Here is a 26457-nt window from a genome sequence, read left to right as displayed (position 1 = left end):
ACGCCCCACCCCGAAACGAGGTACCCATGCCCACCGCCTCCCCGGCGCGCCGCGCGATCGCGGTGATGCTTCTGATACCGGCCGTCGCGGCCCTCGCCCTGTGGGCCTTCGCCTGGCCCGCGGCCCGTACGGCACCGCACGACCTGCCCATCGGCATCGCGGGTCCCGCCGCGGCCGCCGCACCACTGGAGGAGCGCTTCGAACACCGGCAGGGCGCGTTCGAGGTGCACCGCTACGACGACGAGGCCGCGGCCCGTGAGGCGATCGAGGACCGCGCCGTATACGGAGCGGTGGCCATGACGCCGGCGGGGCCGAAGGTGCTGACGGCGTCGGCCGCGAGCTCCGTCGTCGCCCAGTTGCTCAAGGAGTCGCTGACGGCGGGGGCTCCGCCCGGCACCCGGGTGGCCGTCGAGGACGTGGTCGCGACCCCCGCCGGCGACGCCCGAGGCAGCGCGCTGGCCTCCAGCGTGCTGCCGCTCGCCCTGGCGGGAGTGACGGCCGGAGCGATGGTGACCGGACTCGGGCTGCGCGGGGCCAGGTCGGCGCTGGCACTCACGGGTGCCGCGGTACTCGTGGGCATCACCGCCACCGCGCTCACGCACAGCTGGCTCGGGGTCCTCGCGGGGAACTGGTGGGCCGAAGCGGGAGCGTTCACGCTGGCCACCCTGGCGGTGGGCGCCACCGTCGCCGGTCTCGCCGCCCTGCTGGGGCCTCCCGGATTCGGCCTGGGCGCGCTGCTGATCGTGCTCCTGGGCAACCCGTTCTCGGGTGTGGCGACCGCGCCGGAAATGCTGCCGGAACCGGCCGGGCTGATCGGGCAATGGCTGCCGCCGGGCGCCGGCGGCTCACTGCTGCGGTCGGTGGCGTACTTCGACGGTCGCGAGGCCGGCGCGGCCACGCTGACCCTGTCGCTGTGGGCGGCCCTGGGCATGGCCGCCGTGCTGATCGGCGGACGCCGCCGCACCGCCGCCCCTGCCGTCGCGGCGACTCGCCCCGTGGAGCCGGCACCGGCCGGCTGACCGCCCGGGCGGCCGGCCCCGCCCTGCGCAGGCGGTTCGAACGAACGGGCCCCGGCCTCCCGGCCCCTGGACGGCCGCGCGTTTCCCGCTGTGGCGGACGGGAGCGTGCGGCCTCGCCGCTCGCACGGGGCGCACCGGCGCGGCGTCCACCACCGGCGGCCGGTGCGGGTGCGCGACGGAGCCGGCGGGGTCGGCCTCCGCCACTCGTGCGCTCCGTCCGCACTCCCGGGGGCCGGGTCAGGCCCCGCCGCGCGTGCCCGGCGGCCGGTGCTCCGCCGCGATGCCGAAGCGGCCGCGTTCGCCGGGAGCGGACGGTTCGGCGGAGCGCAGGGACGACACGGAGGGGATCACGGATTCCTCGGCCGCCTGCTCCGCGGCCTCCAGTCGCTCCAGGTCAGCGGCGGACACCAGGGCCACGAGCGGCTTCCCGTGGCGGGTCACGACGACCCGCTCGCCACCGTAGACGACGCGGTTGATCAGCTCGGCGAGTTCAGCTCGGGCTTGCGTCACCGGAATCTCGTAGGCCATGCTCCCCATCATAACGGCCTGTACGTCCTGTACATTTTTTACAGAGGCCGCAGCAGACGTGGCCGCGGGGGCGGCCGCTTGAGGAGTGGTTGCCGTGAACCGTCCGTCCGCCCGTCACGTCCTGCCCGAGTTCACCGAACGTACGAGCGGCGGGCAGCGCACGCTCGACCCGTACGCCAAACTGCTCGGCGAGCGGATCGTCTTCCTCGGCGCCCCCGTGGACGACACCTCCGCCAACGACGTCATCGCACAGCTCCTGTACCTGGAGTACGCCGCACCGGACCAGGACATCTCGCTCTACGTCAACTCGCCCGGCGGCCCGATCAGCGCCATGTCCGCCATCTACGACACCATGCAGACGGTGACCTGCGACATCGTCACCACCTGTCTGGGGCAGGCCGTGTCGACCGCGGCCGTGCTGCTCGCGGCCGGAACCCCGGGCAAGCGCATGGCCCTGCCCGGCGCCCGCGTGGTCGTCCAGCAGCCCTCCCTGCCCGAGCCGGTGCAGGGGCAGCCCACCGATCTGGACATCCAGGCGAGGGAGTTGCTGCGGCTGCGGGAGCAGCTCACCGCCATGCTCGTGCGCCATTCCGGCCGGAGCGCGGACCGTGTCGCCGCCGACCTCGATCGCGAAACCGTGTTCGATGCCGCGGGCGCCAGGGAGTACGGGCTGATCGACCACATCGTCAAGAACCGGAAGGCGTCCCTGACTTCCGCCGGCATCGGGTGAGCGGACGGTGCTGCCACCGGAGCCGCCGCCGCTGCCCGCGCTGACGCGCGCCGAGAGCGAGTTCATCGACAGCTATCTCGAAGTGATCGACCAGGTGGGAAGGATCAACCCGGCACGCGGGACACACACGTATGGAGCCCTTCGTGCCGCACAGGCCCTGGTCGCCCGGGCCACGGCTCTCCGCGACGCCCTGACGGTCATGCACATGCGCGGCGAGAGTGAGCTGCACACCGTCACATTGGCCCGGGCGCTGCGGGTGTTGGACGGGGAGCGCCGAGCCTCCCGGATCACCGTGCCGCCGGAACGGCCGAGTTGACGCTCGACCGCGAAACACGTCTCCTGGGGTGTCCGACGCGCCCGTGAAGCGTACGACTGGGTGTCGCCCATCCGGACCAGTAAGGGCTTCGACTTTCGTCCCGCGCAAGTTGCGCAAAGGCATGGCCCGATTGGCCCAATGACCGGCTCCGCCGCAGGTACGAGGCTCGTCGCCCGGCGACACCCCGTCCCCCGAACGGCCCTGTCCACTCGAACAGATCAGTGGTGAGTAGCCTCACAAATCGCCGTTTCGACTCGGAAATCCGGCAGTTCGTGGGTCAAGATCCCTGGGACGACAAGCCCCCGCCACCGCGGCGGGGCGGTCCGGGCGGACGCCGAGTCCTGCCGCCGCACCGGATGCCTGGTCGACATGAGGGCTTCGGCAGGAGTGGAGGACCCAGCAGTGCGGGCCGACCGCCGGAACGGTGGCGGCCCTTGGGGTGAAGCCGTTTGCGCGGCCGGGCATCTTCGCCAGTCCGAACCCGACAGGTCATCCTTCACAGGCGGCTGACGAAGGGTTGCGCATGACTGCGCAGACACATCTCCCGTCCCTGCTGTCCCGGACGGGTGCCGTCTCGGCACTCACGATCGCCGCCGTCGGCGGCTCGCTGATCGTGCCGGGTGGCGCGCCGGAGGCCCAAGCCGCCTCGGCGTACGCGACGAAGGCTCTCAAGGTCGCCGCGTCGAAGAAGGGAGCTCCGTACAGGTACGGAGCCACCGGTCCGAGCCGGTTCGACTGCTCGGGGCTCACGCTCTACGCCTACAAGAAGGCGGGCAAGCAACTGCCGCGCACGGCCCAGCAGCAGTACAACCGCACCCGTCACATCTCCGCCTCCCAGCGCGAGCGCGGTGACCTGGTGTTCTTCCATTCGCGTGGACACGTGTACCACGTCGGCATCTACGCCGGGTCCGGGAAGATCTGGCACTCGCCGAAGACCGGTTCCGTCGTGAAGCTGACGAAGATCTGGTCCAAGAGCGTCCGCTACGGACGCGTGCGCTAGTTCCGCGTCCACCGTCCGCCCGGTGCTCCGGTGGCGCGCACCGGGCGGTGGCGGCGACCCGCCGGCCGCCCGGAACGTCAACGGAGCATCGGGGCGGTCACGAGCGTGAGACCCAGAGCGGCGAGGGCCCCGCCGCTCGATCCCTCCACGGCGCGCCCGGTACGCGGCCGCCGCAGTGTGCGGCCGAGCCGGTCCACCAGCAGCGCGACCGCCGGGAACCAGACCAGCCCGAGCAGGACCACGATCGCCGCGAGCAGGGTGGTCCGCGGCAGCACGGCCGCCCCGTGCGGGCCGGCGCGGGTGCCCGCTCCGCGTACCCGGCCCGGCCGCAAGCACGGCCCGGTGGCCCGACGGGCGGCGACCGGCCCCGGTGCTCACTGCGAAGGCTCGGTCTCGGCCGCGCTCCAGGGCATGGCGATCCAGACGGTCTTGCCGCCCTCCGGCGTGGGGTCGACGTGCAGCCTGCCCCCGCACTCCCCGATGAGCCATCGGATGATCACCATGCCGCGGCCGTTGTCCTGCTGCACCGCCGCGGGCAGGCGCTGGGGCCGGCGCGGATGGCTGTCCGTCACACCGATGCACAGCCACTCGTCCCGCTCGAGGCGGACGTCGACCGTGAAGGTCGGGGACAGCCCGAAGGTGTGCTGGACGGCGTTCGTGGCGAGTTCGGAGACGATGAGGCGGATCGTGTCGGCGGTCTCGGTCTCCCCCGGCAGTCCCCAGTCGGTCAGTACCTCGGAGACGTATCTGCGCGCGGCGGATACCGAGGCGGGATCGCTCGGCAGAGTGACGGAGGCTTCCTGATGGTCTGCCATGGCGAGCTGTCCCTTTCCCACCGGGGCTGCCGGAGCGCGGCACGTAGCGGATTGGATGCCGGAACAGCCTCGGACTGCGCTTCGCGCCAGACTGCCACTGTTGTCGCCCCCATGGCAGGGGATCCACCCGGATATGCATATATCTGTCGCTCAAAGCGGTGAACTCTGCTACGCGAGAGCGTATTTGGGCGCACACTTGGCGCTTGGCGCTGTGCCCTCCGGTGCCCGCGGCCGGTCACCGGTGCCGGCCGCGGTCCGGCCGGGGGAGCCGGCGGAGGAGACAGGAGGAGACACGGCATGCGGCAGGGTCCCGCGGTACGCCGGCGCAAGCTCGGGGAGGAGTTGCGCGGTCTGCGGCTGGGCGTGGGCCTCACGAGCCGGGAGGCGGCGCTCCTGGTGGGCTGGAACCAGTCGAAGGTGAGCCGCATAGAGACCGGAACGAGCGGTGTGAAACCGGCCGATGTGGCCCGCCTGCTGGATGCCTACGGAGTCGCCGACCAGCGGTTGCGCGAACTGCTGGGGACGCTGGCGGGCACGGCGGACGGCGGGGGAAAGGGCTGGTGGCACGCGTATCGCGGGGTGATCCCCCCGCAGTACCGGGACTTCATCAGCCTGGAATCCCAGGCGAGCGCGGCGAGCACGCTGGAGACCTCGGTGGTGCCCGGGCTGCTGCAGACGCCCGACTACGCGCGGGCGGTGACCCGTTCCGCGCTGGAGGGCGTGCCGACGGCCACGGTCGACTCACTGGTCGAGGTGCGCATCGCGCGTCAGCGCGTACTGCGGGCCGAACGCCCGCTGACCTTCAGTGCAGTACTGGACGAGGCGGTACTCCGCCGCCAGGTGGGCGGCCGGGAGGTGATGCGGGGTCAGCTGCGCCGGGTGCTGGAGATGGCCCAACTCCCGCATGTGCGGCTGCAGGTGCTGCCCTTCTCCACGGGTGGCTACGTAGGACTGACCGGATCTTTCGTTATCTTCTCCTTTCCGAACACTTCTGATCTAGACGTGGTTGTTCTCGACCACTTGACGAGTAGTCTCTACCTCGAACGGAAGGAAGACCTCGAGACGTACGGCGCCGCCTTCCGCACGATGCAGGCGCATGCGCTCTCGCCGACTGACTCGTTGGATCTCGTCGCGGGGATCCGTGAAGGCGCGTAGGGAAGGCACCCCCCAATGTCTGCTCACGACGCACGTGTACGCCCTCTGCCCGGCACCTCCTGGCAGCGCAGCAGCCGCAGTGTCGGAATGAACAACTGCGTGGAGACCGCACGGTGCGCCGACGGCGCCCTGGCCGTGCGCGACTCCAAGAACCCCGGACTGCCGCTCCTGCTGTTCTCGCCGGCCGCCTGGACCGGGTTCGTCAGCGGACTGGCCGCGCCACCGCGGTGACCGGTCCGCGCACGGATGCGCGCGGACCCGGCCCCGACCGGTTCCCCGGAATCGCCTCAGCCCTTCGGCGCCGTCTCCAGGATGGTGGCGACCGCCGTCCGGATCTGCTGATCGGTGAGGTCGGCGCGCGCGGTGAGCCTGATCCTTGAGATCCCGTCCGGTACGGAGGGCGGCCGGAAGCAGCCCACCGCGAGACCCGCGGCGCGGCAGTCCGCCGCCCAGCGCACCGCCGCCTCCGGCGCCGGCGCCTGCACGGAGACGACGGCCGCGTCCGGCCGGGCGGAGGTCAGCCCGGCCTCCGTCAACCGCCCGTGCAGCGTGCGTGCCACGATCCGGACCCGGTCCGCGAGACCGGGCTCACGGCGCAGCACACGCAGGCTCGCCAGGGCGGCGCCCACCGCGGCCGGGGCGAGTCCGGTGTCGAAGATGAACGTCCGGGCGGCGTTGACGAGATGCTCGATCACCCGCGCCGGGCCGAGGACCGCTCCGCCCTGGCTCCCCAGCGACTTCGACAGGGTGAGCGTGGCGACGACACCCGCGGCCCCCGCGAGGCCCGCCGCGTGCAGGGCTCCCCGGCCGCCCTCGCCGAGGACGCCGAAGCCGTGTGCGTCGTCCACGACCAGGGCCGCACCGTGCGCGCGGCACACATCGGCGAAGTCGGCCAGCGGCGCGGCGTCGCCGTCCACCGAGAAGACCGAGTCGGACACGAGCAGGGCACGCCTGCCCGGGTGGGCGTCGAGCGTCTTGGCCACGGCTTCCGGATCGGCGTGCGCCACCACCGCGGTCTCCGCCCGGGACAGCCGGCAGCCGTCGACGATGGAGGCGTGGTTGCCGGCGTCCGAGACGATGAGGGACCCGTGCGCGCTGAGCGCCGTGAGCGCCGCGAGGTTCGCCGCGTACCCGGAGGAGAACACCAGAGCGGCCTCGAAGCCGCAGAACCCGGCCAGTTCGCGCTCAAGTTCCGCGTGCAGTTCGGTGCTGCCCGTCACCAATCGGGACCCGGTCGCCCCCGCTCCCCAGCGCCGGGCGGCCGAGGCCGCCGCCTCGGTGACCTCGGGCCTGCGGGTGAGGCCGAGGTAGTCGTTGCCCGCCAGGTCGAGGAGCGCCGTATCGGCAGGCCGTGGGCGGAGCACGCGGACGAGGCCCGCCTCCGCCCGAAGGCGCGCCGCGTCGTCCGTCCAGTCGAAAGGATCCTGAGGCACTGTGGGCATGGTCCGGTCCTTTTGTAGGCAGCGAACAGACCCTAGCGGGGGACGCCAGAGGTCAGAGTGTGGCCATACACACACCTCAAACGGGGGCTGTTGTGGAGTTCCTCCTTGGCCGGGGGGTGCCCGGTACGCGAGGATCTGCGCCATGGACCTCCTGAACACGCTGGTGGACAAGGGCCTGCGACGCGAGCTGCCGACCCGCGCAGAAGCCCTCGCCGTGCTGGCGACCTCCGACGACGACCTGCTCGATGTGGTGGCCGCGGCCGGCAAGGTGCGCCGCCAGTGGTTCGGGCGGCGGGTGAAACTGAACTATCTCGTCAACCTCAAGTCAGGGCTCTGTCCCGAGGACTGCTCGTACTGTTCCCAGCGGCTCGGTTCCAAGGCGGAGATCCTCAAGTACACCTGGCTGAAGCCGGACGAGGCGTCCGAGGCGGCCGCCGCCGGCGTCGCGGGCGGCGCGAAGCGGGTCTGCCTGGTCGCCAGCGGCCGCGGCCCGACGGACCGTGACGTCGACCGCGTCTCGAAGACCATCGCGGCCATCAAGGAGCAGAACGAGGGCGTCGAGGTGTGCGCGTGCCTCGGGCTGCTCTCCGAAGGGCAGGCGGAGCGGCTGCGCGAGGCCGGTGCGGATGCGTACAACCACAACCTCAACACGTCCGAGGGGACGTACGGGGACATCACGACCACCCACACCTACGCGGACCGCGTGGACACCGTCCAGAAGGCGCACGACGCCGGTCTCTCCGCCTGCTCGGGTCTGATCGCGGGCATGGGCGAGAGCGACGAGGATCTGGTCGACGTGGTGTTCGCACTGCGCGAGCTGGACCCGGACTCGGTTCCGGTGAACTTCCTGATCCCCTTCGAGGGCACGCCGCTCGCCAAGGAATGGAATCTGACGCCCCAGCGGGCACTGCGCATCCTCGCCATGGTGCGGTTCGTGTGCCCGGACGTGGAGGTGCGTCTCGCGGGCGGCCGCGAGGTCCATCTGCGCACGCTGCAGCCGCTGGCGCTGCACCTGGCCAACTCCATCTTCCTCGGCGACTACCTGACCAGTGAGGGTCAGGCCGGGAAGGCGGACCTCGACATGATCGCGGACGCGGGCTTCGAGGTGGAGGGCACGGACACCACCACGCTGCCGAAGCACCGTGCGGACGCCGTCGCGGGCGGCTGCGGTTCACACGGCGGCGGGGCCTGCGCGCCCTGCGGCGACACCACCGGGGAGACCGCGCCGGAGAACGAGCCGGAGCCCGCGGCCTCGGGGGCGCGCCCCGACCTGGTGGCCGTCCGCCGTCGCGGCGCGGGTACCGACCTCGCTCCCAATGCGTAGCTCCGGCGCACGCGAGCTGGTGGCCCTGGACCGGGCCCATGTCTGGCACCCGTACGGCCCCATGCCGGGCCGTACGGACCCGCTGGTCGTGGAGTCCGCGTCCGGGGTGCGCCTCCGGCTCGCCGAACCGGCCCATGGGCAGGTCGAGTTGGTCGACGGCATGTCCTCGTGGTGGTCGGCGGTGCACGGCTACAACCACCCCGTGCTCAACGAGGCCGCGCGCGGCCAGCTGGAGCGGATGAGCCACGTGATGTTCGGCGGGCTCACCCACGAGCCCGCCGTCCGGCTCGCCACCCGGCTCGTCGAGATCACTCCGGAACCCCTGCGGCACGTCTTCCTCTGCGACTCGGGCTCCGTGTCCGTCGAGGTCGCGGTGAAGATGTGTCTCCAGTACTGGCGTTCGATGGGACGTCCCGACAAGCGCCGGCTGCTGACCTGGCGCGGCGGCTACCACGGCGACACCTGGCAGCCCATGTCGGTGTGCGATCCCGAGGGCGGGATGCACGAGTTGTGGGCGGGGGTCCTCCAGCGGCAGGTCTTCGCGGACGCGCCCCCGGCCGGCCACGACGCGCCCTTCGACCCCGCGTACGCGGACCATCTGCGCGAGCTCGTCGCACGGCACGCCGACGAACTGGCAGCGGTGATCGTGGAACCGGTGGTGCAGGGCGCGGGCGGGATGCGGTTCCACTCCCCCGACTACCTGCGGGTGCTGCGGGAGGCGTGCGACGAGCACGACGTGCTGCTGGTCCTCGACGAGATCGCCACCGGTTTCGGGCGCACCGGCCGGCTCTTCGCGGCGGAGCACGCGGGGGTCTCGCCCGATGTCATGTGCCTCGGCAAGGCGCTGACCGGCGGTTATCTGTCCATGGCGGCGACGCTGTGCACGGAAGGGGTCGCCGACGGCATCTCGCGGGGCGAGGTGCCCGTACTGGCACACGGGCCGACCTTCATGGGCAATCCGCTCGCGGCGGCGGTCGCGTGCGCGTCGATCGACCTGCTGCTCTCCCAGGACTGGGAGCAGGAGGTCAAGCGCCTGGAGACCGGGCTGCGCGAAGGGCTCGCGGAGGCGGCCGGCATCGACGGAGTCCGGGACGTCCGCGTGCTGGGCGGAATCGGCGTCGTCCAGCTCGACCGCCCCGTGGACATGGCGGCCGCGACCGAGGCGGCCGTGCGCGAGGGTGTGTGGCTGCGGCCCTTCCGCGATCTGATCTACACCATGCCGCCGTACGTCACGAGCGACGAGGATCTCGCGCTGATCACCCGGGCGGTCCGCGCCGCCGCGGCGGCCGCCTGAGCCGGGTACGGTCCAGGCGGCCTCCCTCACCCGTTCGTCCATCACCAGCCAGGAGCACCATGGGTGTCGTCGTCGTCAGCGGGACCGGTACCGAGATCGGGAAGACCGTCGTCACCGCGGCCGTCGCCGCGGTGGCCGCCGCGCAGGGGCGGACGGTGGCGGTGCTGAAACCCGCTCAGACGGGTCTCTCGCAGGGCGAGCCGGGCGACGCCCAGGAGGCGGCACGGCTCGCCGGCCCGGGGGTGACCGCCGTCGAACTCGCCCGGTTCCCCGAGCCGCTCGCCCCGGCGACGGCCGCCCGCCGGGCCGTCATGGCGCCGGTCGGACCGCACGAGGTCGCCGACGCGGCCGCGAAGCTGGCGGGAGAGCACGACCTGGTGCTGGTCGAGGGTGCGGGCGGACTGCTCGTACGCTTCGACGGAGCAGGCGGCACGCTCGCGGACGCCGCCCGTCTGCTGGGCGCACCGGTGCTCGTCGTGGCACCGGCCGGGCTCGGGACGCTCAACGCGACCGCGCTCACCACCGAGGCGCTGCGCGCCCGCTCCCTGGAGGCGCTGGGAGTCGTGGTCGGCAGCTGGCCCGCGACGCCGGACCTCGCCGCCCGCTGCAACGTGGCCGACCTTCCGGAGTCGGCCGGAGCGGCGCTGCTCGGTGCTGTCCCGGACGGCTCCGGCTCGCTGGCTCCCGAGGCGTTCCGGGCCGCGGCCCCCGGTTGGCTGGCGCCGGCGCTGGGCGGGTCCTGGGACGTGGACGCGTTCGCGGCGGACTTCGCGCCCGTAGGCTGAGCACCATGCGAGCGCGGGTTGAGGAGATCGTTTTCGACTGTGCGGAGCCGTTGGCCCTCGCACGGTTCTGGGCCGGGCTCCTCGGCGGGGAGGCCGTCGAACGGAGCGCCGACTGGGCGTACGTGGACCCGCCCGGCTTCGTGCGCGTCGCCTTCCAGCGGGTGCCCGAGGGCAAGGGCGCCAAGAACCGGCTGCATCTGGACGTGAGCGCCGGCGACGTGGACACGGCGGCCGCCGAAGCGGTCCGGCTCGGCGCGTCTCCGGTGGGGGCGGTCGTCGCGGACGACCACGGCCGGTTCCAGGTGATGCTGGACCCGGAGGGCAACGAGTTCTGCTTCGTCGACGGCTGACGGCGTACCCGCCTCCGCGGGGCGCTTCGCCACGCGAATGAGCGCAAAGGGCGGGCCGCGCCCTGTCCGGCCGTCGGCCAGGTCCACGCGGGTGCCCGAGGTGCCTGCCGACGAGCGGATCGGCCGATGCTCCCGGCTCGATTCGGTGGTGGCGGCCTCCCTCCCAGGGGCACGGCGCGCCGCCGTCGGACGACGCCTGAGTGAGTGGGGGCGCCCGGGGGGAGAATCACCGTGTTCGCCGTGCCTCCGTCCGAGGCGGTTCGTGCGGCGGTCGCTCGAGTCGTACTCCGGAGGAGGCCAGCCATGCCGTCGCGCAGCCCCAGGGTCCCCCGGGACGCCGTACACCATCCGCTGTTCGCCCGTTTCTACGCCAGGTTCAGCGTGGCGGCCGACCTCAAGGCCGGCGTCGCCGAGCACCGCGAGGAGCTCCTGACCGGCCTCTCGGGCCGGGTGATCGAGATCGGTGCGGGGAACGGGCTGAACTTCGCCCACTACCCCGCGGCCGTGTCCGAGGTCGTCGCCCTGGAACCGGAGCGCACCCTGCGGCAGCTGGCGGTCACGGCCGCGATGCACGCGGAGGTACCGGTCGACGTGGTGCCGGGCGCCGCGGAGGCGCTGCCCGTGAAGAGCGAGGCGTTCGACGCGGCGGTCGCCTCACTGGTCCTGTGCAGCGTGCGGGACCTGCCACGCGCGCTCGCGGAGATCAAGCGCGTCCTGCGTCCCGGCGGTGAACTGCGCTTCTTCGAGCACGGGGCCGCTCCGGGCCGGCCGATGGCCGCGGTGCAGCGCGGGCTCGACCGTACGGTGTGGCCACGGATCTTCGGAGGCTGTCACACCGCCCGGGATCCGCTCGGCGCGATCGAGTCCGCCGGGTTCGAACTGGGGACGTACCGCAGACTGCGCGTGCCGGGGAAGGGGCCGCAGCTGCCGACGTCCTTCTGTGTACTGGGGGTTGCGCGCCGGCCGCACGAGGACGCTCGCTGAACCCGCCCGGAGGAGACGCTCGCCGAACCGGCGGCCGGTTCGTCCGCGACGGCGCGTTCAGGAGCCGCCGGCACCGGGCAGCCTGCCGTCCGTCATCAGGGCCGCGGACCGGTGTGACGGTCACCGAGCCCGGCCGACCGGCCCTGTACCGCCGACCGGCCGTGTGCCGCCGGCCGGGAAGACCGGCGGCCCAGAGTGTCACTGGATCCAGCCCCGCAGCTCGCGCGCGATGCCGTGGACTCCGGTCTTGCCCTCCTTCACCAGCCGCGCGAGATCGCGCACGCGTTCGGGGGACGTCGCCACCGGCAGTCCGCTCGCGACGAGATAGCCGTAGGCGACGGCCGTGGCGAACATCGCGTTGGAGTGCTCCAGGGCCGGCACGTGCAGAAGCACCTGCATCAAGGCCGCCGCGCGGGTGTATGGGTCGCCGTAGACGGCCATGCCGAAGATCTCGGCCTCGTGACGGCTCACCGCGGCGATCAGCGCGCCCCAGTCGGTGACCTGCGGATCGCCGGGCACCTTCTGCTCGGCGACCATGAGCAGCCAGGCGAGATCGATCGACAGGCTCAACGCTTGCCTTGCGCGGTCGGCTTGGCGCGCCGGGACCGGCTCTCGCTTCCCGCGGCGCCTGCGCCCGCGCCGCCCGACGGGCCGGCGGGTGCGGCCGGAGCCGGAGCTCCGAACTCCTCGGCGAACACGGATTCGTACTGCTTCATGAAGTCGGCCGCGGCATCCACGAAGGCGCGCCCCGCCTCACCCGCGTCCTGCTTGACGAGCTCCTCGATGTACCGGTTCACGCTGAGCCCGCGCTGGTGCGCCCTGCGGCGTGCCGCTGCGGCGGTGCTCTCGTCCACCCGTACGTTCAACTGTGTCTTGGCCACCCCTTCAAGCTAGCGCCACTGCGCTAGCACCGGCAAGAGAAATGAAGCCCCGAACGGGGACGCGTCTTCCGTCACCCCGCGCCGCCGCTGCCCCTGAACGAAGCTTCGGAGGAGGACAGTTGACGCGGACGTTTCGGTTCGTGGTCGTCAGAATGCGGCGCCCGCGGGGGCGAGGAGCGGCGCACGGAGCCTCGGTGTGCCGATGAACCCGGCCGCGCGAGGGACGAACACGACCGGGCGGGGCGCGAGTTCCCTTCGCCGGGCTGGGGCGTGGACGGGCCGCCGCGCAGCGTCGACGGTTCGAGCGGCGGCTCGCGGACGAAGGCCCCGTGTGCCCCTGCCCCCGCTGCCGCTCGATGGGGACGGCGACCGGCTGCCGCGACGGGCAAGCAGAAGTCGCAGGCGCGCCCGCACGGAGGACGGGGACCGGGGCCGAACTCCGCCCGGCTGGAGGCGCTCGGCCGGGCGAACGGGGAACTCCGAACCGACCGAACCGCCCGCCCGCCCGCCCGCCCGAGGACGCATGGCCCGAGCGGTTGCGGGAAAGCGCGTGTCGGAGCCGGGCGCGTGCGTACGTGCCACCGGAGCGGGTGCGGGGAGGAAGGGACATGTGCGGGGCAGGCGATGAGCGGCGAAGCGGGCAGCGGCCACGGGGCGCACCGTGGTGCGGGCGTCCGTCTGCACGCCGGAGCGAGGCCGCGCACCCGGGCACGGGCACGCGCGGCCGACGGCGGAGCGCGCACCGCGCGAGGGCACGGCACGCACGACCGGCGGGACGCGCGCGGGAATCCCTTCGACGGCGCGCCCCGGCCGGTGATGGGATGGCCGCCATGAGCGATCTTCGGACAAGGGCCGCCGGGCCGGCAGATCTCGACGCCGTGCTCGCCTTCTGGAAGACGGCCGCGGAGGGCACGAGCATCAGCGACGACCGGGACGGGGTCGAGCGGTTGGTGGCCAGGGACCCGGCGGCGCTGATCCTGGCCGAGCGCGACGGAGCACTGGTCGGAACGGTCATCGCGGGTTTCGACGGCTGGCGCTGTCATCTCTACCGGCTCGCGGTCCGTCCCGATCACCGGCGGCAGGGGATCGCCGGTGCGCTGCTCAGGGCGGCGGAGGAGCGGTTCCTACGGCTGGGCGGACGGCGGGGCGACGCGATGGTGCTCGACCGGAACGAGTCCGCGCACCCCGCGTGGCGGGCGGCCGGTTACGCGCCCGAGCCGCAGTGGAGCCGCTGGGTCAAGCCGCTCGCCTAGGCGATGGGCGTCGGGCCCCGCGGCGGAGCGGGCGGCCTCCCTGTCCGGCCGACGGCCGGACGAACGCGCCGCCCCGCGATCGGCAGGCGCACCCCGGGCCGGGCCCGCCGAAAGCCGGACCGCCGTACCGGCCCATGACCAGGAGGGGCCGCTGCCCCTCCGTGTGAACGAAAGGTGTGAGCGTCCGCCCATGCGCGAGCCTCAGGTGCCGGACATCGCGCGATCCTCCGCGCCCTGGCCGACCATGGGACGGAGGTGAACCGATGACCGAAGTGCTCCTGCTTCTCGTGGCGGTGCTGCTCGCGCTCGCCTGCGGGGGATTCGTCGCCGCCGAGTTCTCCCTCACCACCGTCGAGCGGGCCGAACTTGAGAAGGCGGTCGAACGGGGTGATCGCGGCGCCGCGAGTGCGCTGAAGGCGGTACGGGAACTCACCTTCCACCTCTCGGGCGCCCAGCTGGGCATCACGGTCACCAACCTGGTCGTCGGCATGCTCGCCGAGCCGTCCGTCGCCAAGCTGATCAGCGGCCCGCTCAGGGCCCTGGGCGCGGCGCCGTCCGTGGCATCGTCGCTCGCGCTCGTCATCGGCACGGGACTGTCCACCGTGTTCCTGATGGTCGTGGGAGAGCTGGTGCCCAAGAACTGGGCGATCTCCCGCCCGCTCGCGGTCGCCAGGGTCGTCGCCACTCCCCAGCGGATCTTCTCCGCGATCTTCCGGCCGCTGATCCGCCATCTGAACAACACGGCCAACCGCGTCGTGTGCCGGCTCGGTCTGGAGCCCACGGAAGAGCTGGCGTCGGCGCGCAGCCCGCAGGAGCTGGTCGCCCTGGCCCGCCACTCCGCCAAGGAGGGGGCGCTGGAGGCCGACACCGCGGAGATGTTCGTCCGGACCCTCATGCTCGCCGAACTGACCGCGGAGAACGTCATGACACCGCGCGTGCAGGTCACCGCGCTCGACGCGCAGGCCACCGCCGAGGACGTCGCCAACGCCACGCGCGCCACGGGACTGTCCCGCTTCCCCGTGTTCCGGGGCAGTCTGGACACCGTCGTCGGGGCGGTCCACATCAAGGACGTCCTGGCCGTCCCGGCCGAGCGCCGCCTCCGCCATCCGGTCTCCGAACTCATGCGCGAACCGCTGCTCGTGCCGACCACCCTGACCGTCGACCGTCTGCTCGACCTGCTGTCGGGCAAACGGACCATGGCCGTCGTCATCGACGAGTACGGCGGCACGGCCGGGGTCGTGACCCTGGAGGACATCGTCGAGGAGGTCGTCGGCGAGGTTCGGGACGAGCACGATCCGCACGAGACGCCGGATCTCGCCCGGGCGGGCGAGGACGCGGACGGCCGCGCGCTGTGGTCGGCCGATGGGGCGGCCCGGATGGACCAGCTCGAGGTCATCGGACTGCGGGTGCCGGAAGGACCGTACGAGACGCTGGCCGGCCTGATCGCGACGCGGCTGGGCCGGATCCCCACCGTCGGCGACACCATCGAGATGTCCGGTTGGCGTCTCGACGTGGTCGACGCGTCGGGGCGGCGGGCGGCGCGGGTCCTGCTCCACGAACCGCGGGTCGCGGACGAGCGGCCGGCGCGCGACGGCCTGCGCCGGGGCCAGCGGAGGGACAGGACCGAGGATGCCGCGGCGGCCGGTGGTCCCGGAGCTGCCGGCGGACCCGACGGGCCGGGCCGCCCGTGCGGGTCAGAGGGGTCCGGCGGGCCCGGCGAACCTGTGGCGTCCGAGGGGCCCGGCGGGCCCGAGGCGTCGGGCGGGTCCGACCACTCCTCCGGTCGGCCGCCCGGTGAGGCGGCGCGGAACGGCTCCCAAGCGCCCCCGGATGGCCCTGGGGCCGGCCGCACCGACCGGGCGGGCCGCTCCGGCGGCACAGCGGGTCCGGACGCCGCAGGAGGTCCCCGGGACAGGGGAGACACAGGAGACGCCGGAGGCGCAGCCCGGACCGACGGATCCTCGGAGTTCGGCAGGGGGAGGCACGCACGATGACCGCCGTTCAGCTCTTCATCGGCTTTCTGACCCTGGTGGTCAACGCCTTCTTCGTCGGCGCCGAGTTCGCCATGATCTCCGTACGCCGCAGCCAGATCGAACCCGAGGCGGATGCCGGGAACCGTCGCGCCCGGAGCGTCATGTGGGGTCTCGAGCACGTCTCGGCCCTGCTCGCCGCGGCCCAGCTCGGCATCACCCTCTGCACGCTGGTACTGGGCGTGGTCGCGGAGCCGGCGATCGCCCATCTGCTGGAGCCGGTGTTCGACGCGGCCGGCGTTCCGGACGGGCTGATCCACCCGATCTCGTTCGTGATCGCCCTCGCCCTCGCCACCTATCTGCACATGCTGCTCGGCGAGATGGTCCCCAAGAACATCGCCCTGGCGGAGCCCACCCGAGCCGCCCTGCTCCTCGGCCCTCCGCTGGTGGCGCTCACCCGGGCACTGCGGCCGGTCATCTTCGCGATCAACGCCTTCGCCAACGCGCTGCTGAAACTGCTGCGGGTGGAGACCAGGGACGAGGTCGCCGCGACCTTCTCGGACGACGAGCTCGCCAGGATGGTCAGCGACTCCGGAGCCGCCGGGCTGCTCGACGACCGGGCCGCCGAACGGCTGCAGGACGCCCTGGAGCTGGGTCGCCGCCCGGTCGCCGATGTGGTGACGCCCGTGGAGCGCGTGATCTACGCGCAGGTCGGCACGGCTCCCGAGGAGCTGGAGCGGCTCGCCGCGGAGTCCGGATTCTCCCGCTTCCCGGTCGTCGACAGCACCCGCAGGATCCTTGGCTACCTGCATGTGAAGGACGCCCTGGACCAGACGCCCCGCAACAGTCCGTTCCCCGTCTCGGCACTGCGGCCCATCGCCCGGGTACGGGCCGAGACCCCGCTGGACGACGTACTGACCGCCATGCGGCGCAGCCGGACCCACCTCGCGGCGGTCCTGGACGAGAACGGGAAACTCGCCGGCCTGGTGACGATGGAGGACGTGCTCCGCATCCTGGTCGGGCCCCCCGGACAGAGCCGCTGACGGACGTCGGAGCCGGTGGCCCCGGGCCGCGGCGAGGACGCGACATACCGAGCGGTAGGATCGCTCAGCCATGGAGATGAATGCCTCATACACCAGTTTTGTCGCGGTCGGTGACTCGTTCACCGAGGGCATGTCGGATCTGCTCCCCGACGGCACGTACCGGGGCTGGGCAGATCTCCTCGCCGCCCGGCTGGCCGCCCACACCCCCGGCTTCCGTTACGCGAACCTGGCCGTCCGGGGCAAGCTCATCGGCCAGATCGTGGAGGAGCAGGTGGGCCTCGCCGCCGCCATGCAGGCGGACGTGGTGACGCTGGTCGGCGGCCTCAACGACACGCTGCGCCCCAAGTGCGACATGGGGCGGGTACGCGCCCTGCTGGAAGAGGCGGTGGAACGCCTGGCTCCGAGCTGCCGCAGACTCGTGCTGATGCGCAGCCCGGGGCGGCAAGGTCCGGTCATGGAACGCTTCCGCCCGCGCATGGAGGAACTCTTCGAGCACATAGACGGCCTGGCGGCCAGGCACGGAGCCCTGGTGGTCGACCTGTACGGGGCCGAGGTCCTCGGCGACCAGCGCCTGTGGGACGTGGACCGGCTGCATCTCACGGCCGACGGACACCGCAGGGTCACCGAAGCCGTCTGGCAGACGCTCGGTCTGGCCGCCGAGGACGACTGGCGGTCCCCGCTGCCCCCGCATGCGCCCCTCGGCTGGGCGGCCCGTCGGCACGCCGATCTCCGGTTCGCCCGGGAGCATCTGATTCCGTGGATCGGCAGGCGCCTCACCGGGCGCTCGTCGGGCGACGGCCTGCCCCCGAAGCGGCCGGAGCTGCTTGCGTGGGACGCGGACGGCAGCCCCCGGCCCCGGAGTCACATGGACCTCTCGTAGCAAGCCACAAATCGGGGCGGGGCGCTGGCCTGCGTGAACCGCCAGTAGAATCCGTACACGTGACTGCAAAGCCTCGCATCCCCAACGTCCTGGCCGGCCGCTACGCCTCGGCGGAGCTCGCCGAGCTGTGGTCCCCCGAGCACAAGGTGAAGCTGGAGCGTCAGCTCTGGCTGGCTGTGCTGCGTGCACAGAAGGACCTCGGGATCGAGGTGCCGGAGACCGCCCTCGCCGACTACGAGCGGGTCCTCGACGAGGTCGACCTGGCTTCGATCGCCGAGCGGGAGAAGGTCACCCGCCACGACGTGAAGGCACGGATCGAGGAGTTCAACGCCCTCGCCGGCCATGAGCACGTGCACAAGGGCATGACCTCCCGCGACCTCACCGAGAACGTCGAGCAGCTGCAGGTCCGGCTCTCGCTCGAGCTGATGCGGGACCGTACGGTCGCCGTTCTGGCACGCCTCGGCAGGCTGTCCGCCGAGTACGCCGAGCTCGTGATGGCCGGCCGCTCCCACAATGTCGCGGCGCAGGCCACGACCCTGGGCAAGCGGTTCGCGACGGCGGCGGACGAACTGCTCGTCGCCTACGCCAGGGTCGAGGAGCTCCTCGCCCGCTACCCGCTGCGTGGCATCAAGGGCCCGGTCGGCACCGCCCAGGACATGCTGGACCTCCTCGGCGGTGACGCCGCGAAGCTCGAGGAGCTGGAGCAGCGCATCGCGGGCCACCTCGGCTTCGCTCACGCATTCACCTCCGTGGGTCAGGTCTATCCGCGGTCGCTGGACTACGACGTGGTCACCACGCTGGTGCAACTCGCCGCCGCTCCCTCGTCGCTGGCGAAGACGATCCGGCTGATGGCCGGGCACGAGCTCGTCACCGAGGGCTTCAAGCCGGGCCAGGTCGGCTCCTCCGCGATGCCGCACAAGATGAACACCCGCTCCTGCGAGCGCGTCAACGGCCTCATGGTCATCCTGCGCGGTTACGCCTCGATGACCGGCGAGCTGGCGGGCGACCAGTGGAACGAGGGCGACGTCTCCTGCTCGGTCGTGCGCCGGGTCGCCCTCCCCGACGCGTTCTTCGCGTTCGACGGTCTGCTGGAGACCTTCCTCACCGTGCTCGACGAGTTCGGCGCCTTCCCCGCGGTCGTGGCCCGCGAGCTCGATCGGTACCTGCCGTTCCTCGCGACCACCAAGGTGCTGATGGGCTCCGTGCGGGCGGGCGTCGGCCGCGAGGTCGCGCACGAGGCCATCAAGGAGAACGCGGTCGCCTCCGCCCTGGCCATGCGCGAGCAGGGCGCCGAGCGCAACGAGCTGCTCGACAAGCTCGCCGCCGACGACCGCATTCCGCTGGACCGTGCCCAGCTGGACGCGCTGATGGCGGACAAGCTGTCCTTCACCGGTGCGGCGGGCGACCAGGTCGCCTCGGTGGTCTCCCGTATCGAGGAGATCGCCAAGCAGCACCCGGAGGCCGCCGGGTACACGCCGGGTTCCATCCTCTGACCCGGTTCCCGTCATGCCCCGGATCACCGCCGCCGAGCTGGAGGCCGCCCGCGATCGCCTCGTCCCCGATGTGATCGCGGACGGTCTGTCCGTCCTGTTCTGCGGCATCAATCCCGGACTCATGACTGCCGCGACCGGGCATCACTTCGCCCGGCCCGGGAATCGCTTCTGGCCCGTGCTCCATGCGTCGGGCTTCACCGCGCGGCAGCTGAAGCCGTCCGAACAGGACGAACTTCTGTCCTACGGCCTGGGCATCACCAATGTCGCGGCCCGGGCCACCGCGCGGGCGGACGAACTCACCGCGGAGGAGTTCCGCGAGGGCGGCCGGATACTGCGGGAGAAGGTGGAGCGCCATCGGCCCCGCTGGCTGGCCGTCGCGGGAGTCACGGCCTACCGCACCGCCTTCGGTGAGCGCGGAGCGCGCATCGGACCGCAGGACCGGATGATCGGCGAGACCCGGATCTGGGCCCTGCCCAACCCCAGTGGACTCAATGCCCACTGGACACTTCGGACCATGGCGGAGGAGTACGGCCGCCTGCGAGCGGCCGCGATGTCGCCGCGGCCGCCGGGCCGCGATCCGGGTGCCGCGCTTCCGGCCGGGGTGCGTACCGACGGCACGGTCCGGTGCAGTGAGCGCTGTCCACGCGGGTGATCCAAACGCCTGAGGGCTGGCCGTAATCACCGGTGGATCAGCTCACGGCGTCAGATGCGGTGCATCGCAAGGCGGAGGGTCGCCCTCATACCGGGCGTTTCGGGCCATCCGACAACGCAGCGAGGTGCCGTGGCTGACGTCGCGCGCCCGCTGGGGATTGCGGGGCCAGCCCTTAGGGCGGATCGACCTCCGTGACGACGGCGAGCAGTTGGTAGGGCAACTCGGTGTCCCACTTCGAGACTCCCAGCACGACCCACTGCCCGTCGACGTGCCACAGGTGTACGTCGGGCACCGATGCACTCAGCAGGCCCCAGGGCTCCGGTATGTGCTCCTCCTCGGATCTGATGAGCACAGAGCTCAGGCTGAAGACCTGAGGCGGGCCCCATCGTGCGCTGAGCACGGTGGCGAGAGCCTCTCGCTCCGCTTCGTACTGCTCCCCCACGACCTCCATGTGCGATCGTTCGTCCCAGAACTCCTCGCTCGTGCTCAGCTCGGCCGAGTGGTAGCCCGGGGCGCTGGTGCCCACCTCCGACCGGACCGACTGCGCGGGAAAGGGCCGGGAGCGCAGCAGGTCGATGGTCGCCAGATGCCCTGCGATGGTCATGGCTTCAGTAAACCTTTCCCCACTGACATTTGGCGGGCTGTCAGGCGTCCCTGCGGGAGGGGCGTTCCTGGCCTTCCCGGAGAACGCGGCGTCCCGGGGCCCGGGCTCTGCCGACCTCGGCCGCTTGGCGGAGTCGGGGCCGCAGGCGACGCGATACGCCGCCGCGGTCCGGCCGTTGCCGGAGTCCCCCGGCCCCTGGACCCCTGTCCGGGCCGCCCATGTCCGGTGGGCGACCACCGGCGACACGGACGCGGCTGTCCCGGTACTGCTGCAGGCGCCGGCACCCCTGAGGCCGGTCGACGCCGACGGGCCCTGTCGCGCGGCCGTCCGGTACGTCGCCCGTATCGGTGCCCCGGCCCACGCCGCGGCGCCTCTGCTCGAAGCGGCACTGTCGTCCGGCGGTGCTTCCCGGCGGGTCTCCGCCCTGCGGTCCGCTCGGCGCCGCGGCCTTCGCGGGCGAGAGCCCGCGCCCGGGGCCGCACCCGGACGGCGATCGCCGCCACGGGTCCGGCTTCGTCGCAGCGACCTGTCCCGGGGGCCGTCGTTGCGGGGCGGAAGTCCATGGCCCCGAGTGCTCGCCGCGCCCCGCCGCCATTGAGTACGATCCGCCAGACACGCGTACGAGCTGGGAGGACACGGTGGGGCGGCTGACCGGCGGCGACCCGTCGCTGCTGCGGCGGATCAATTCCGCGGTGGTTCTCCATGCGCTGCGGGGATCCGACTCCCCCACGCTCACCGATCTGACCCGGATCACGGGACTGTCCCGGCCGACGGTCGAGGGTGTCCTCGAAGGGCTCGTCACATCCGGGCTGGTCATGGAGACCGGACCCGATGAGGGCGAGGCACGCAGGCAAGGGCGGCCGGCGCGCCGGTTCCGGTTCCGCGCCGAGGCCGGACATCTGCTGGGTGTGGAGATCGGTCCGCACCGGATCGCAGCGCTGCTGTCGGGTCTCGACGGCCGGATCATCGGGGCCGGCTCCCGGGAGGTGTCCGAGACGGCCTGCGCGGACGACCGTCTGGAGCGGGCCCGCACCCTCGTCGCCGATGTACTGCGCCGGACCGGGGTGGCCAGGAGTTCCCTGCGCGCGGTCGGGGTCGGCACGCCGGGCATCGTCGAGGCCGACGGCACGGTTCGGCTCGGCACGGCGCTGCCCGGCTGGACGGGGCTGGCCCTGGGCGAGCGGCTGAGGCGTTCGTTCCGGTGTCCGGTGCTCGTGGAGAACGACGCCAACGCGGCAGCTGTGGCCGAGCACTGGAAGGGTGCCGGGACGGACTCCGACGACATCGTCTTCGTCCTCGCGGGGCTCAGCCCCGGGGCGGGGTCGCTGATCGGTGGGCGGCTGCACCGGGGATACGGCGGCGCGGCCGGTGAGATCGGCGCGCTGCATCTGCTGGGCCGGGAGGCCACGCCGGAGACACTGCTGTCGACGACGGGGGAGCCACTGCCTCCGCTGGACGAGCCGGCGGTGGCCAAGGTGTTCGCCGAGGCCCGCGAGGGTGACGAGCGGGCGCTGGCGGCGGTCGACCGGTTCATCCAGCGGCTGGTGCACGACGTCGCGGCGCTGGTGCTCGCGCTCGATCCCGAGCTGGTGGTGGTCGGGGGCTGGGCCGCGGGGCTCGACGGCGTGCTCGCTCCCCTGCGGGACGAACTCTCCCGCTACTGCCTGCGTCCGCCCCGGGTGGCGCTCTCACTCCTCGGCGAAGCGGCGGTGGCGACGGGCGCGTTGCGGTTGGCGCTCGACCACGTGGAGGAGCAGCTGTTCGCCGTCGAGGGTACGGTGACGGCCCGGCGCTGAGCGCGTCGGGCCGTGGTCCCGTTCGGAGCGCTCAGGAAGCGCGGCGCCGGCTGTCGTGCCGGATCTCCAGGTCGCCCGAGTCGCCGAAGGTCAGCCGGCAGGTGTCGGCCCGGTAGGTCGCGACCGACGCGATGGCGGTGCGGCCCTGCGAGAAGTACCGGGTGGTGACGACGAGAACGGGCGCGCCGGGGAGGCGTTCCAGCTCCTTGGCGTCGTCGGCGCGGGCAGATCCGAGCTCGACGGCGCGGTCCTGGCCCTCGAGGGTCAGCCGCTGCAGCTCGCGCAACACCCCGCGGGCGCGGGTCGCTGCGGAAGGGGTGTCGATCCCGGAGAGGTCCGGCACCGAGGCGCTCGGGACGTAGAGCAGTTCGGCGGCCACGGGCTGGCCGTGCGTGACGAGGAGCCTGCGCACGATGTGCACGGCCTCGTCGCTCTCCGTGTCGAGTACCCGCGCGAGGGCCGCGGGCGGCGCCGCGAGGGTGCAGTCGACGGTCTGCCAGGCGTCGCCGGCGGCACCGGGCCAGTCGTTCGGGGAGGTGGAGACGTCCACACCCATGCGGGGCGGTGCGACGGTGGTGCCGACACCGCGGCGGCGCTGCAGCCTGCCCTCCAGCTCCAGCTGTTCGAGCGCCTGGCGGAGGGTGGCCCGTGCGACGCCGAAACGGGCGGCCAGTTCACGTTCGTTGGGCAGGATCTCCCCGACCGCGAAGTCGGAGTCGAGCGCCTCGCCGATCACGGTCTTCAGGTGCCAGTACTTCGGCTCCGGCACCGATTCCAGCTGCGTGGTCCCCACCCTGTCCTCCGCAATCGCCGTGTCCCCGGCGGCTTTCCGCGCCCTTGTTTATTAAAGGTTCCTGCACTAACTCTGCGACCATAGGGCGGCCCACCCCCTTGGTCAAGACCAATCCTGCGCCCGCTACGGAGGGGAATCGCCCGTTGCCACAGAGCGTTCACACGACGTTCCTGCCGCGGTGGCACGCACGCGGCAGACGGCGTCGGCCGGTTCGGTGCGGGGCACGGAGCGAGGGCGCGAAGGGCCGCACGTGAAGGAGTCCGGGACCCGCCACGCCGTGCGCCGCCGGCACCAGTGGCACTACGCCTTGAACGCGGCGAGTTTGTCGGGGTTGCGGACGATGTAGACGCACTGAATGCGTCCGTCCCTGACCTCGATCTGGACGACGGTGTCCGGCTTCCCGTCGGCCAGCACCAGCAGGCCGGGCGCACCGTTGAGTTCGAGGATGCGGAACTCGGCCCCCGGGACGGGCTGCTGGGCCACGGCGAAGAGGAAGCGGCCCACCTTGTCGGCGGATTCCATGACGCGCAGCGGTGCCTTCGCCTTCCCGCCGCTGTCGCCGACGAGCCGGACGTCGGGGGCGAGCATGTCGATCAGCGCGTCGAAGTCGCCGCCGGACGCGGCCGCGAGGAACCGTTCCGTCAGGTCGCGGCGTTCGGCCGGGTCGACGTCGTACCGCGGTCTGCGCTCGTCGACATGGCGCCGGGCGCGTCCGGCGAGTTGCCGTACGGCCGCCTCGCTGCGGTCGAGGGTGGTGGCGATCTCGCCGTAGGGGAAGCCGAAGGCCTCCCGCAGTACGAAGACCGCGCGCTCCAGGGGCGACAGCGATTCCAGCACCACGAGCACGGCGAACGACACGGATTCCGTCAGCTCGGCGCGCTCGGCGGAGTCGGGGACGGTGTGTCCGGAACCGGTGGCGATGGGCTCGGGGAGCCAGGGCCCCACATAGGACTCGCGGCGCGACTGCGCCTGCCGCAGCCGGTCGATGGCGAGCCGGGTGGTGACGCGCACGAGGTAACCGCGGGGCTCGCGGACGTCGGCGCGGTCCTCCGCCGTCCACCGCAGCCAGGCTTCCTGCACCACGTCCTCGGCATCGGTGAAGCGGCCGAGCATGCGGTAGGCCACCCCCGTCAGCACGGAGCGGTGGGCCTCGAAGACGTCGGTCGCGGTTTCACCTGCCACATGTTCATCCCAGCCCACGGCGCCGGCGATGTCCAGGCGATTCCGGTGCGTCGCCGACCACATCCCGACCGCCGCACGGCGATCGGGGCGGCCACCTGCCGCCTGCCTGCGGGGAGGCGCCGCACGGGGTCCAACATCGGTGCCCGGCGGTCACGTTGAGACGTATCCCGGCCCCCGCCCCTCTTGTCCGCGGGTGCTACTGGACGGTAATTGTTGCTGACAAGGCGTATATGGAGTCTCTGTCAGGAGCGGCAGCATGGTCTCGAAGGTCTCTTTCACGATCGACGCCCCCGGCGGGCCCCACAAGCTGTCGGTGTCGTACGAGCGCCTCGGCGCGGGTGAACCGCTCCTGCTGCTGCACGGCATCGGTCACCACTGGCAGGCGTGGGAGCCGGTCCTGCCGGTGCTCGCAGCGGAACGCGACGTGATCGCGGTGGACCTCCCCGGCTTCGGCACGTCCCCCGCCCTGCCGCACGGCATGTCGTACGACCTGTCCACCGTCGTCCCCGCCCTGGGTGCGCTCTGCGGGGCGCTCGGCGTCGACCGACCCCATGTCGCCGGCAACTCGCTCGGCGGGCTGCTCGCGCTGGAGCTCGGCCGGGAGAACCTCGTCCGGTCCGTCACCGCTCTCTCCCCCGCCGGGTTCTGGACCGAGGGAGAGCGCCGGTACGCCTTCGGGACCTTGCTCGCCATGCGCCGCGGAGCCCGCTTGGTGCCCGAGCCCGTGCTCGGCCGCCTGTCCCGGACCGCCGCCGGACGGGCGGCGCTGACCAGCACGATCTACGCCCGCCCTGGACGCCGTTCACCGCAGGCGGTCGTGGCCGAGACCCTGGCCCTGCGGGACGCCGCCGGCTTCCGGAAGACCCTCGACGCCGGCCGCGGGGTGCAGTTCACCTCCGACGTGCCCGGTGTGCCCGTCACGGTCGCGTGGGGCACCCGCGACCGGCTGCTGCTGCGCCGGCAGGGCATCCGGGCCAAGAGGGCCATCCCCGGTGCGCGGCTCGTCCGTCTGCCCGGCTGCGGTCATGTGCCGATGAACGACGATCCCGCCCTCGTCGCACGCGTCATCCTCGACGGCAGCCGCTGACAGGCGTGGATCGGCGGCCGCCCACCGTGCGGGCACGCCCGTACCGACCACCGCTCCACCACCGGCGGGGGGCCGTCCCACGGCGGCCGACGGTCCGTCGTCCCTGGCGGGCCATGCACAGAAGGTCCTGGCCCGGCTCGCCTCCTCCGGCGGCCTGACGTCCGCTCAACTCGCCACGGAGTCCGCAGCGGTGCTCTTCCGTGCCGAGAGGAAGCTGGTCCGGGCCCAACCGGTGCTGCTCGGCAAGGCTGTGCGACGTGATCCGGAACGGGCGGGCGAACTGCTTCCGGTGGCGGCGGAGGCGTTCGGTCACGAGGACACCGCGATTCAGGAGCGGGCGCTGAAGCTGGTGGCCCCTCATACCGGTCCGGGCGGGTCGGGCGGTGACGGCCGGGCCGAGGATCCGAGGAGGGAACTGGCGGGTTTCGCGGACCTGTCGAGTCCCATGCACCGGGCATACGCGGCCGAGGCGTTCGGCGAGCACCTGGATCCGGCCACACCGGTGAACGCGCCCTGCGAAGAGGTCCTGCCCCGGTGCCGGCCGCCCGCGCTCCGGAGCCCGCGCCGGACTCCGTGGCGGGGACGGTGGAGCTCGTCGCGGCGCTGGTCAACTCCCACTCCGCGCCTTCGGCGGACTTCGAGCGGGCTCTCGACGGCCTCGTCCGGCTGGCGTACCGGGACCGCGCGGCACTGGTCGAGGCACTGCGGCCGGCGCTCGCCGGCCGGTGGTGGCTGGGGGACCCCGTCCCGGCCGGCCGGCTCCGGGGCCCGGACCTGATGGCTCGCCCGCGGCCTCGGGGCCCGTCACACGGAGGACCGGCCGGCGGCGGCCGACGCGCTCCTCGTGCTCGCGGCACGTGGCCGGCTCGACGCAGGTCGGCTGGGACACGACGTTGCGGAGCTCGTCGGCCTTGGTACGGTCAAGCCGAACCGGCTGGCGGACTCGGCCCGATCGGCCTCCGCGACCGGGGCGTACGCGACGACGTGGTCGGTGCTGGGCGGCACTGCCCGGCCTGCTGGGCGGCGGTGATCCACCGCGGGGCGCGGGGGAGGTTCCTTCCGTGGGCGCCGACTGCCTGGA

Annotated in this window: 26 protein-coding genes, 2 pseudogenes and 1 riboswitch; of the genes and pseudogenes, 19 read left to right on the top strand and 9 right to left on the bottom strand. The window is 72.7% G+C overall.

The genetic code is table 11. The features are described 5' to 3' along the window. Nucleotides 1-26 precede the first annotated feature (26 nt). Nucleotides 27-1019, top strand: coding sequence for an ABC transporter permease (locus BLT82_RS13860; RefSeq protein ID WP_093654465.1), 993 nt, complete (start codon nt 27-29; stop codon nt 1017-1019). 237 nt (nt 1020-1256) lie between these two features. On the opposite strand, the gene BLT82_RS13855 is transcribed toward BLT82_RS13860, so the two are convergent. Beyond that, on the bottom strand, nt 1257-1547 hold the full coding sequence (locus BLT82_RS13855; RefSeq protein ID WP_093654755.1) for a type II toxin-antitoxin system Phd/YefM family antitoxin: 291 nt from the start codon (nt 1545-1547) through the stop codon (nt 1257-1259). Between the two features lie 94 nt (nt 1548-1641). On the opposite strand from BLT82_RS13855, the gene BLT82_RS13850 reads away from it, so the two are divergent. The 3 genes from BLT82_RS13850 to BLT82_RS13840 all read left to right on the top strand — a co-directional run bounded on the left by BLT82_RS13850 (nt 1642) and on the right by BLT82_RS13840 (nt 3593). Further along, nucleotides 1642-2277, top strand: a complete 636-nt coding sequence (locus BLT82_RS13850) for an ATP-dependent Clp protease proteolytic subunit (protein WP_093654463.1) — start codon at nt 1642-1644, stop codon at nt 2275-2277. A 7-nt stretch (nt 2278-2284) separates the two neighbouring features. Further along, nucleotides 2285-2593 (top strand): hypothetical protein, encoded by a 309-nt coding sequence (locus BLT82_RS13845; RefSeq protein ID WP_093654461.1) that lies wholly within the window; start codon nt 2285-2287, stop codon nt 2591-2593. A gap of 347 nt (nt 2594-2940) precedes the next feature. Beyond that, nucleotides 2941-3113, top strand: a riboswitch (cyclic di-AMP (ydaO/yuaA leader). Between the two features lie 3 nt (nt 3114-3116). Then, on the top strand, nt 3117-3593 hold the full coding sequence (locus BLT82_RS13840) for a C40 family peptidase (protein ID WP_093654459.1): 477 nt from the start codon (nt 3117-3119) through the stop codon (nt 3591-3593). A gap of 77 nt (nt 3594-3670) precedes the next feature. On the opposite strand, the pseudogene BLT82_RS13835 reads toward BLT82_RS13840, so the two are convergent. After that, nucleotides 3671-3883: pseudogene (locus BLT82_RS13835) on the bottom strand (LysE family translocator); the annotation flags it as partial. An 84-nt stretch (nt 3884-3967) separates the two neighbouring features. Then, entirely contained in the window at nt 3968-4408 is a 441-nt protein-coding gene (locus BLT82_RS13830) for an ATP-binding protein (protein WP_093654457.1), read from the bottom strand. 297 nt (nt 4409-4705) lie between these two features. Between BLT82_RS13830 and BLT82_RS13825 the strand changes: the two genes are divergently transcribed. Next, complete coding sequence (locus tag BLT82_RS13825) at nt 4706-5563, top strand: helix-turn-helix domain-containing protein (protein ID WP_093654455.1); 858 nt, start codon at nt 4706-4708, stop codon at nt 5561-5563. A 15-nt stretch (nt 5564-5578) separates the two neighbouring features. After that, nucleotides 5579-5794: a DUF397 domain-containing protein gene (locus BLT82_RS13820; RefSeq protein ID WP_093654453.1), complete on the top strand. Its 216-nt coding sequence runs from the start codon at nt 5579-5581 to the stop codon at nt 5792-5794. 56 nt (nt 5795-5850) lie between these two features. On the opposite strand, the gene BLT82_RS13815 is transcribed toward BLT82_RS13820, so the two are convergent. Further along, the gene (locus tag BLT82_RS13815) at nt 5851-7005 is read right to left on the bottom strand and encodes an 8-amino-7-oxononanoate synthase (RefSeq protein ID WP_244291958.1); all 1155 of its coding nucleotides are present in this window, start codon (nt 7003-7005) and stop codon (nt 5851-5853) included. 142 nt (nt 7006-7147) lie between these two features. Here BLT82_RS13815 and bioB point away from each other — a divergent pair, with 142 nt between their 5' ends. The 5 genes from bioB (at nt 7148) to BLT82_RS13790 (ending at nt 11742) form a co-directional block, all read left to right on the top strand. Continuing rightward, nucleotides 7148-8329, top strand: coding sequence for a biotin synthase BioB (bioB, locus tag BLT82_RS13810; RefSeq protein ID WP_093654451.1), 1182 nt, complete (start codon nt 7148-7150; stop codon nt 8327-8329). Beyond that, a complete protein-coding gene (locus BLT82_RS13805; RefSeq protein ID WP_167746006.1) occupies nt 8322-9623 on the top strand; it encodes an adenosylmethionine--8-amino-7-oxononanoate transaminase in 1302 nt (433 codons plus the stop codon). The genes bioB and BLT82_RS13805 overlap by 8 nt, the downstream gene beginning before the upstream one ends. A gap of 59 nt (nt 9624-9682) precedes the next feature. Beyond that, entirely contained in the window at nt 9683-10408 is a 726-nt protein-coding gene (gene bioD, locus BLT82_RS13800) for a dethiobiotin synthase (RefSeq protein ID WP_093654449.1), read from the top strand. A 5-nt stretch (nt 10409-10413) separates the two neighbouring features. Beyond that, nucleotides 10414-10758: a VOC family protein gene (locus tag BLT82_RS13795; protein ID WP_093654447.1), complete on the top strand. Its 345-nt coding sequence runs from the start codon at nt 10414-10416 to the stop codon at nt 10756-10758. Nucleotides 10759-11061: 303 nt separating this feature from the next. After that, on the top strand, nt 11062-11742 hold the full coding sequence (locus BLT82_RS13790) for a class I SAM-dependent methyltransferase (protein ID WP_093654445.1): 681 nt from the start codon (nt 11062-11064) through the stop codon (nt 11740-11742). A 198-nt stretch (nt 11743-11940) separates the two neighbouring features. Here BLT82_RS13790 and BLT82_RS13785 read toward each other — a convergent pair whose 3' ends face one another. Together BLT82_RS13785 and BLT82_RS13780 are read right to left on the bottom strand one after the other, a co-directional pair. Further along, nucleotides 11941-12312, bottom strand: a complete 372-nt coding sequence (locus BLT82_RS13785; protein ID WP_093654443.1) for a fic family toxin-antitoxin system, toxin component — start codon at nt 12310-12312, stop codon at nt 11941-11943. Beyond that, a complete protein-coding gene (locus tag BLT82_RS13780; RefSeq protein WP_244291957.1) occupies nt 12309-12623 on the bottom strand; it encodes a hypothetical protein in 315 nt (104 codons plus the stop codon). The genes BLT82_RS13785 and BLT82_RS13780 overlap by 4 nt, the downstream gene beginning before the upstream one ends. Nucleotides 12624-12979: 356 nt before the next feature. On the opposite strand from BLT82_RS13780, the gene BLT82_RS38815 reads away from it, so the two are divergent. The 6 genes and pseudogenes from BLT82_RS38815 (at nt 12980) to mug (ending at nt 19914) form a co-directional block, all read left to right on the top strand. Next, nucleotides 12980-13876 carry a GNAT family N-acetyltransferase gene (locus tag BLT82_RS38815; RefSeq protein WP_404203982.1) on the top strand — a complete coding sequence of 299 codons (897 nt, stop codon included), beginning with the start codon at nt 12980-12982 and terminating at the stop codon, nt 13874-13876. A 263-nt stretch (nt 13877-14139) separates the two neighbouring features. Next, nucleotides 14140-15468 (top strand): annotated as a pseudogene (locus BLT82_RS13770) (hemolysin family protein); the annotation flags it as partial. Between the two features lie 398 nt (nt 15469-15866). Further along, nucleotides 15867-16889, top strand: a complete 1023-nt coding sequence (locus tag BLT82_RS13765) for a hemolysin family protein (protein WP_093654440.1) — start codon at nt 15867-15869, stop codon at nt 16887-16889. Nucleotides 16890-16959: 70 nt separating this feature from the next. Further along, nucleotides 16960-17769, top strand: coding sequence for an SGNH/GDSL hydrolase family protein (locus tag BLT82_RS13760; RefSeq protein ID WP_093654437.1), 810 nt, complete (start codon nt 16960-16962; stop codon nt 17767-17769). Nucleotides 17770-17828: 59 nt separating this feature from the next. Then, nucleotides 17829-19262: an adenylosuccinate lyase gene (gene purB, locus BLT82_RS13755; protein WP_093654435.1), complete on the top strand. Its 1434-nt coding sequence runs from the start codon at nt 17829-17831 to the stop codon at nt 19260-19262. 13 nt (nt 19263-19275) lie between these two features. After that, nucleotides 19276-19914: a G/U mismatch-specific DNA glycosylase gene (gene mug, locus BLT82_RS13750; RefSeq protein ID WP_244291955.1), complete on the top strand. Its 639-nt coding sequence runs from the start codon at nt 19276-19278 to the stop codon at nt 19912-19914. 172 nt (nt 19915-20086) lie between these two features. Here mug and BLT82_RS13745 read toward each other — a convergent pair whose 3' ends face one another. After that, nucleotides 20087-20518: a hypothetical protein gene (locus BLT82_RS13745; RefSeq protein ID WP_093654433.1), complete on the bottom strand. Its 432-nt coding sequence runs from the start codon at nt 20516-20518 to the stop codon at nt 20087-20089. Nucleotides 20519-21156: 638 nt separating this feature from the next. On the opposite strand from BLT82_RS13745, the gene BLT82_RS13740 reads away from it, so the two are divergent. After that, the gene (locus BLT82_RS13740) at nt 21157-22314 is read left to right on the top strand and encodes an ROK family transcriptional regulator (RefSeq protein ID WP_093654431.1); all 1158 of its coding nucleotides are present in this window, start codon (nt 21157-21159) and stop codon (nt 22312-22314) included. 31 nt (nt 22315-22345) lie between these two features. Here the strand turns inward: BLT82_RS13740 and BLT82_RS13735 are convergent, their stop codons facing one another. Together BLT82_RS13735 and BLT82_RS13730 are read right to left on the bottom strand one after the other, a co-directional pair. Then, nucleotides 22346-23107 carry a GntR family transcriptional regulator gene (locus BLT82_RS13735; RefSeq protein ID WP_093654429.1) on the bottom strand — a complete coding sequence of 254 codons (762 nt, stop codon included), beginning with the start codon at nt 23105-23107 and terminating at the stop codon, nt 22346-22348. 300 nt (nt 23108-23407) lie between these two features. Next, nucleotides 23408-24289 (bottom strand): RNA polymerase sigma-70 factor, encoded by an 882-nt coding sequence (locus BLT82_RS13730; protein WP_093654747.1) that lies wholly within the window; start codon nt 24287-24289, stop codon nt 23408-23410. Between the two features lie 256 nt (nt 24290-24545). Here BLT82_RS13730 and BLT82_RS13725 point away from each other — a divergent pair, with 256 nt between their 5' ends. Beyond that, nucleotides 24546-25376: an alpha/beta fold hydrolase gene (locus tag BLT82_RS13725; protein WP_093654427.1), complete on the top strand. Its 831-nt coding sequence runs from the start codon at nt 24546-24548 to the stop codon at nt 25374-25376. The last annotated feature ends 1081 nt before the right edge of the window (nt 25377-26457 follow it).

Source organism: Streptomyces wuyuanensis (assembly GCF_900103455.1).
GTDB lineage: Bacteria > Actinomycetota > Actinomycetes > Streptomycetales > Streptomycetaceae > Streptomyces > Streptomyces wuyuanensis.
This window is presented reverse-complemented; position numbering and strand designations above follow the sequence as displayed.

Coding starts and splice junctions, on each gene's coding strand:
- BLT82_RS13830 (WP_093654457.1), bottom strand. CDS start 4,408: ATGGCAGACCATCAGGAAGCCTCCGTCACTCTGCCGAGCGATCCCGCC.
- BLT82_RS13805 (WP_167746006.1), top strand. CDS start 8,322: ATGCGTAGCTCCGGCGCACGCGAGCTGGTGGCCCTGGACCGGGCCCAT.
- bioB (WP_093654451.1), top strand. CDS start 7,148: ATGGACCTCCTGAACACGCTGGTGGACAAGGGCCTGCGACGCGAGCTG.
- BLT82_RS13840 (WP_093654459.1), top strand. CDS start 3,117: ATGACTGCGCAGACACATCTCCCGTCCCTGCTGTCCCGGACGGGTGCC.
- BLT82_RS13825 (WP_093654455.1), top strand. CDS start 4,706: ATGCGGCAGGGTCCCGCGGTACGCCGGCGCAAGCTCGGGGAGGAGTTG.
- BLT82_RS13725 (WP_093654427.1), top strand. CDS start 24,546: ATGGTCTCGAAGGTCTCTTTCACGATCGACGCCCCCGGCGGGCCCCAC.
- BLT82_RS13760 (WP_093654437.1), top strand. CDS start 16,960: ATGGAGATGAATGCCTCATACACCAGTTTTGTCGCGGTCGGTGACTCG.
- BLT82_RS13855 (WP_093654755.1), bottom strand. CDS start 1,547: ATGGCCTACGAGATTCCGGTGACGCAAGCCCGAGCTGAACTCGCCGAG.
- BLT82_RS13860 (WP_093654465.1), top strand. CDS start 27: ATGCCCACCGCCTCCCCGGCGCGCCGCGCGATCGCGGTGATGCTTCTG.
- BLT82_RS13820 (WP_093654453.1), top strand. CDS start 5,579: ATGTCTGCTCACGACGCACGTGTACGCCCTCTGCCCGGCACCTCCTGG.
- bioD (WP_093654449.1), top strand. CDS start 9,683: ATGGGTGTCGTCGTCGTCAGCGGGACCGGTACCGAGATCGGGAAGACC.
- BLT82_RS13790 (WP_093654445.1), top strand. CDS start 11,062: ATGCCGTCGCGCAGCCCCAGGGTCCCCCGGGACGCCGTACACCATCCG.
- BLT82_RS13795 (WP_093654447.1), top strand. CDS start 10,414: ATGCGAGCGCGGGTTGAGGAGATCGTTTTCGACTGTGCGGAGCCGTTG.
- mug (WP_244291955.1), top strand. CDS start 19,276: ATGCCCCGGATCACCGCCGCCGAGCTGGAGGCCGCCCGCGATCGCCTC.
- BLT82_RS13815 (WP_244291958.1), bottom strand. CDS start 7,005: ATGCCCACAGTGCCTCAGGATCCTTTCGACTGGACGGACGACGCGGCG.
- BLT82_RS13765 (WP_093654440.1), top strand. CDS start 15,867: ATGACCGCCGTTCAGCTCTTCATCGGCTTTCTGACCCTGGTGGTCAAC.
- BLT82_RS38815 (WP_404203982.1), top strand. CDS start 12,980: ATGGGGACGGCGACCGGCTGCCGCGACGGGCAAGCAGAAGTCGCAGGC.
- BLT82_RS13745 (WP_093654433.1), bottom strand. CDS start 20,518: ATGACCATCGCAGGGCATCTGGCGACCATCGACCTGCTGCGCTCCCGG.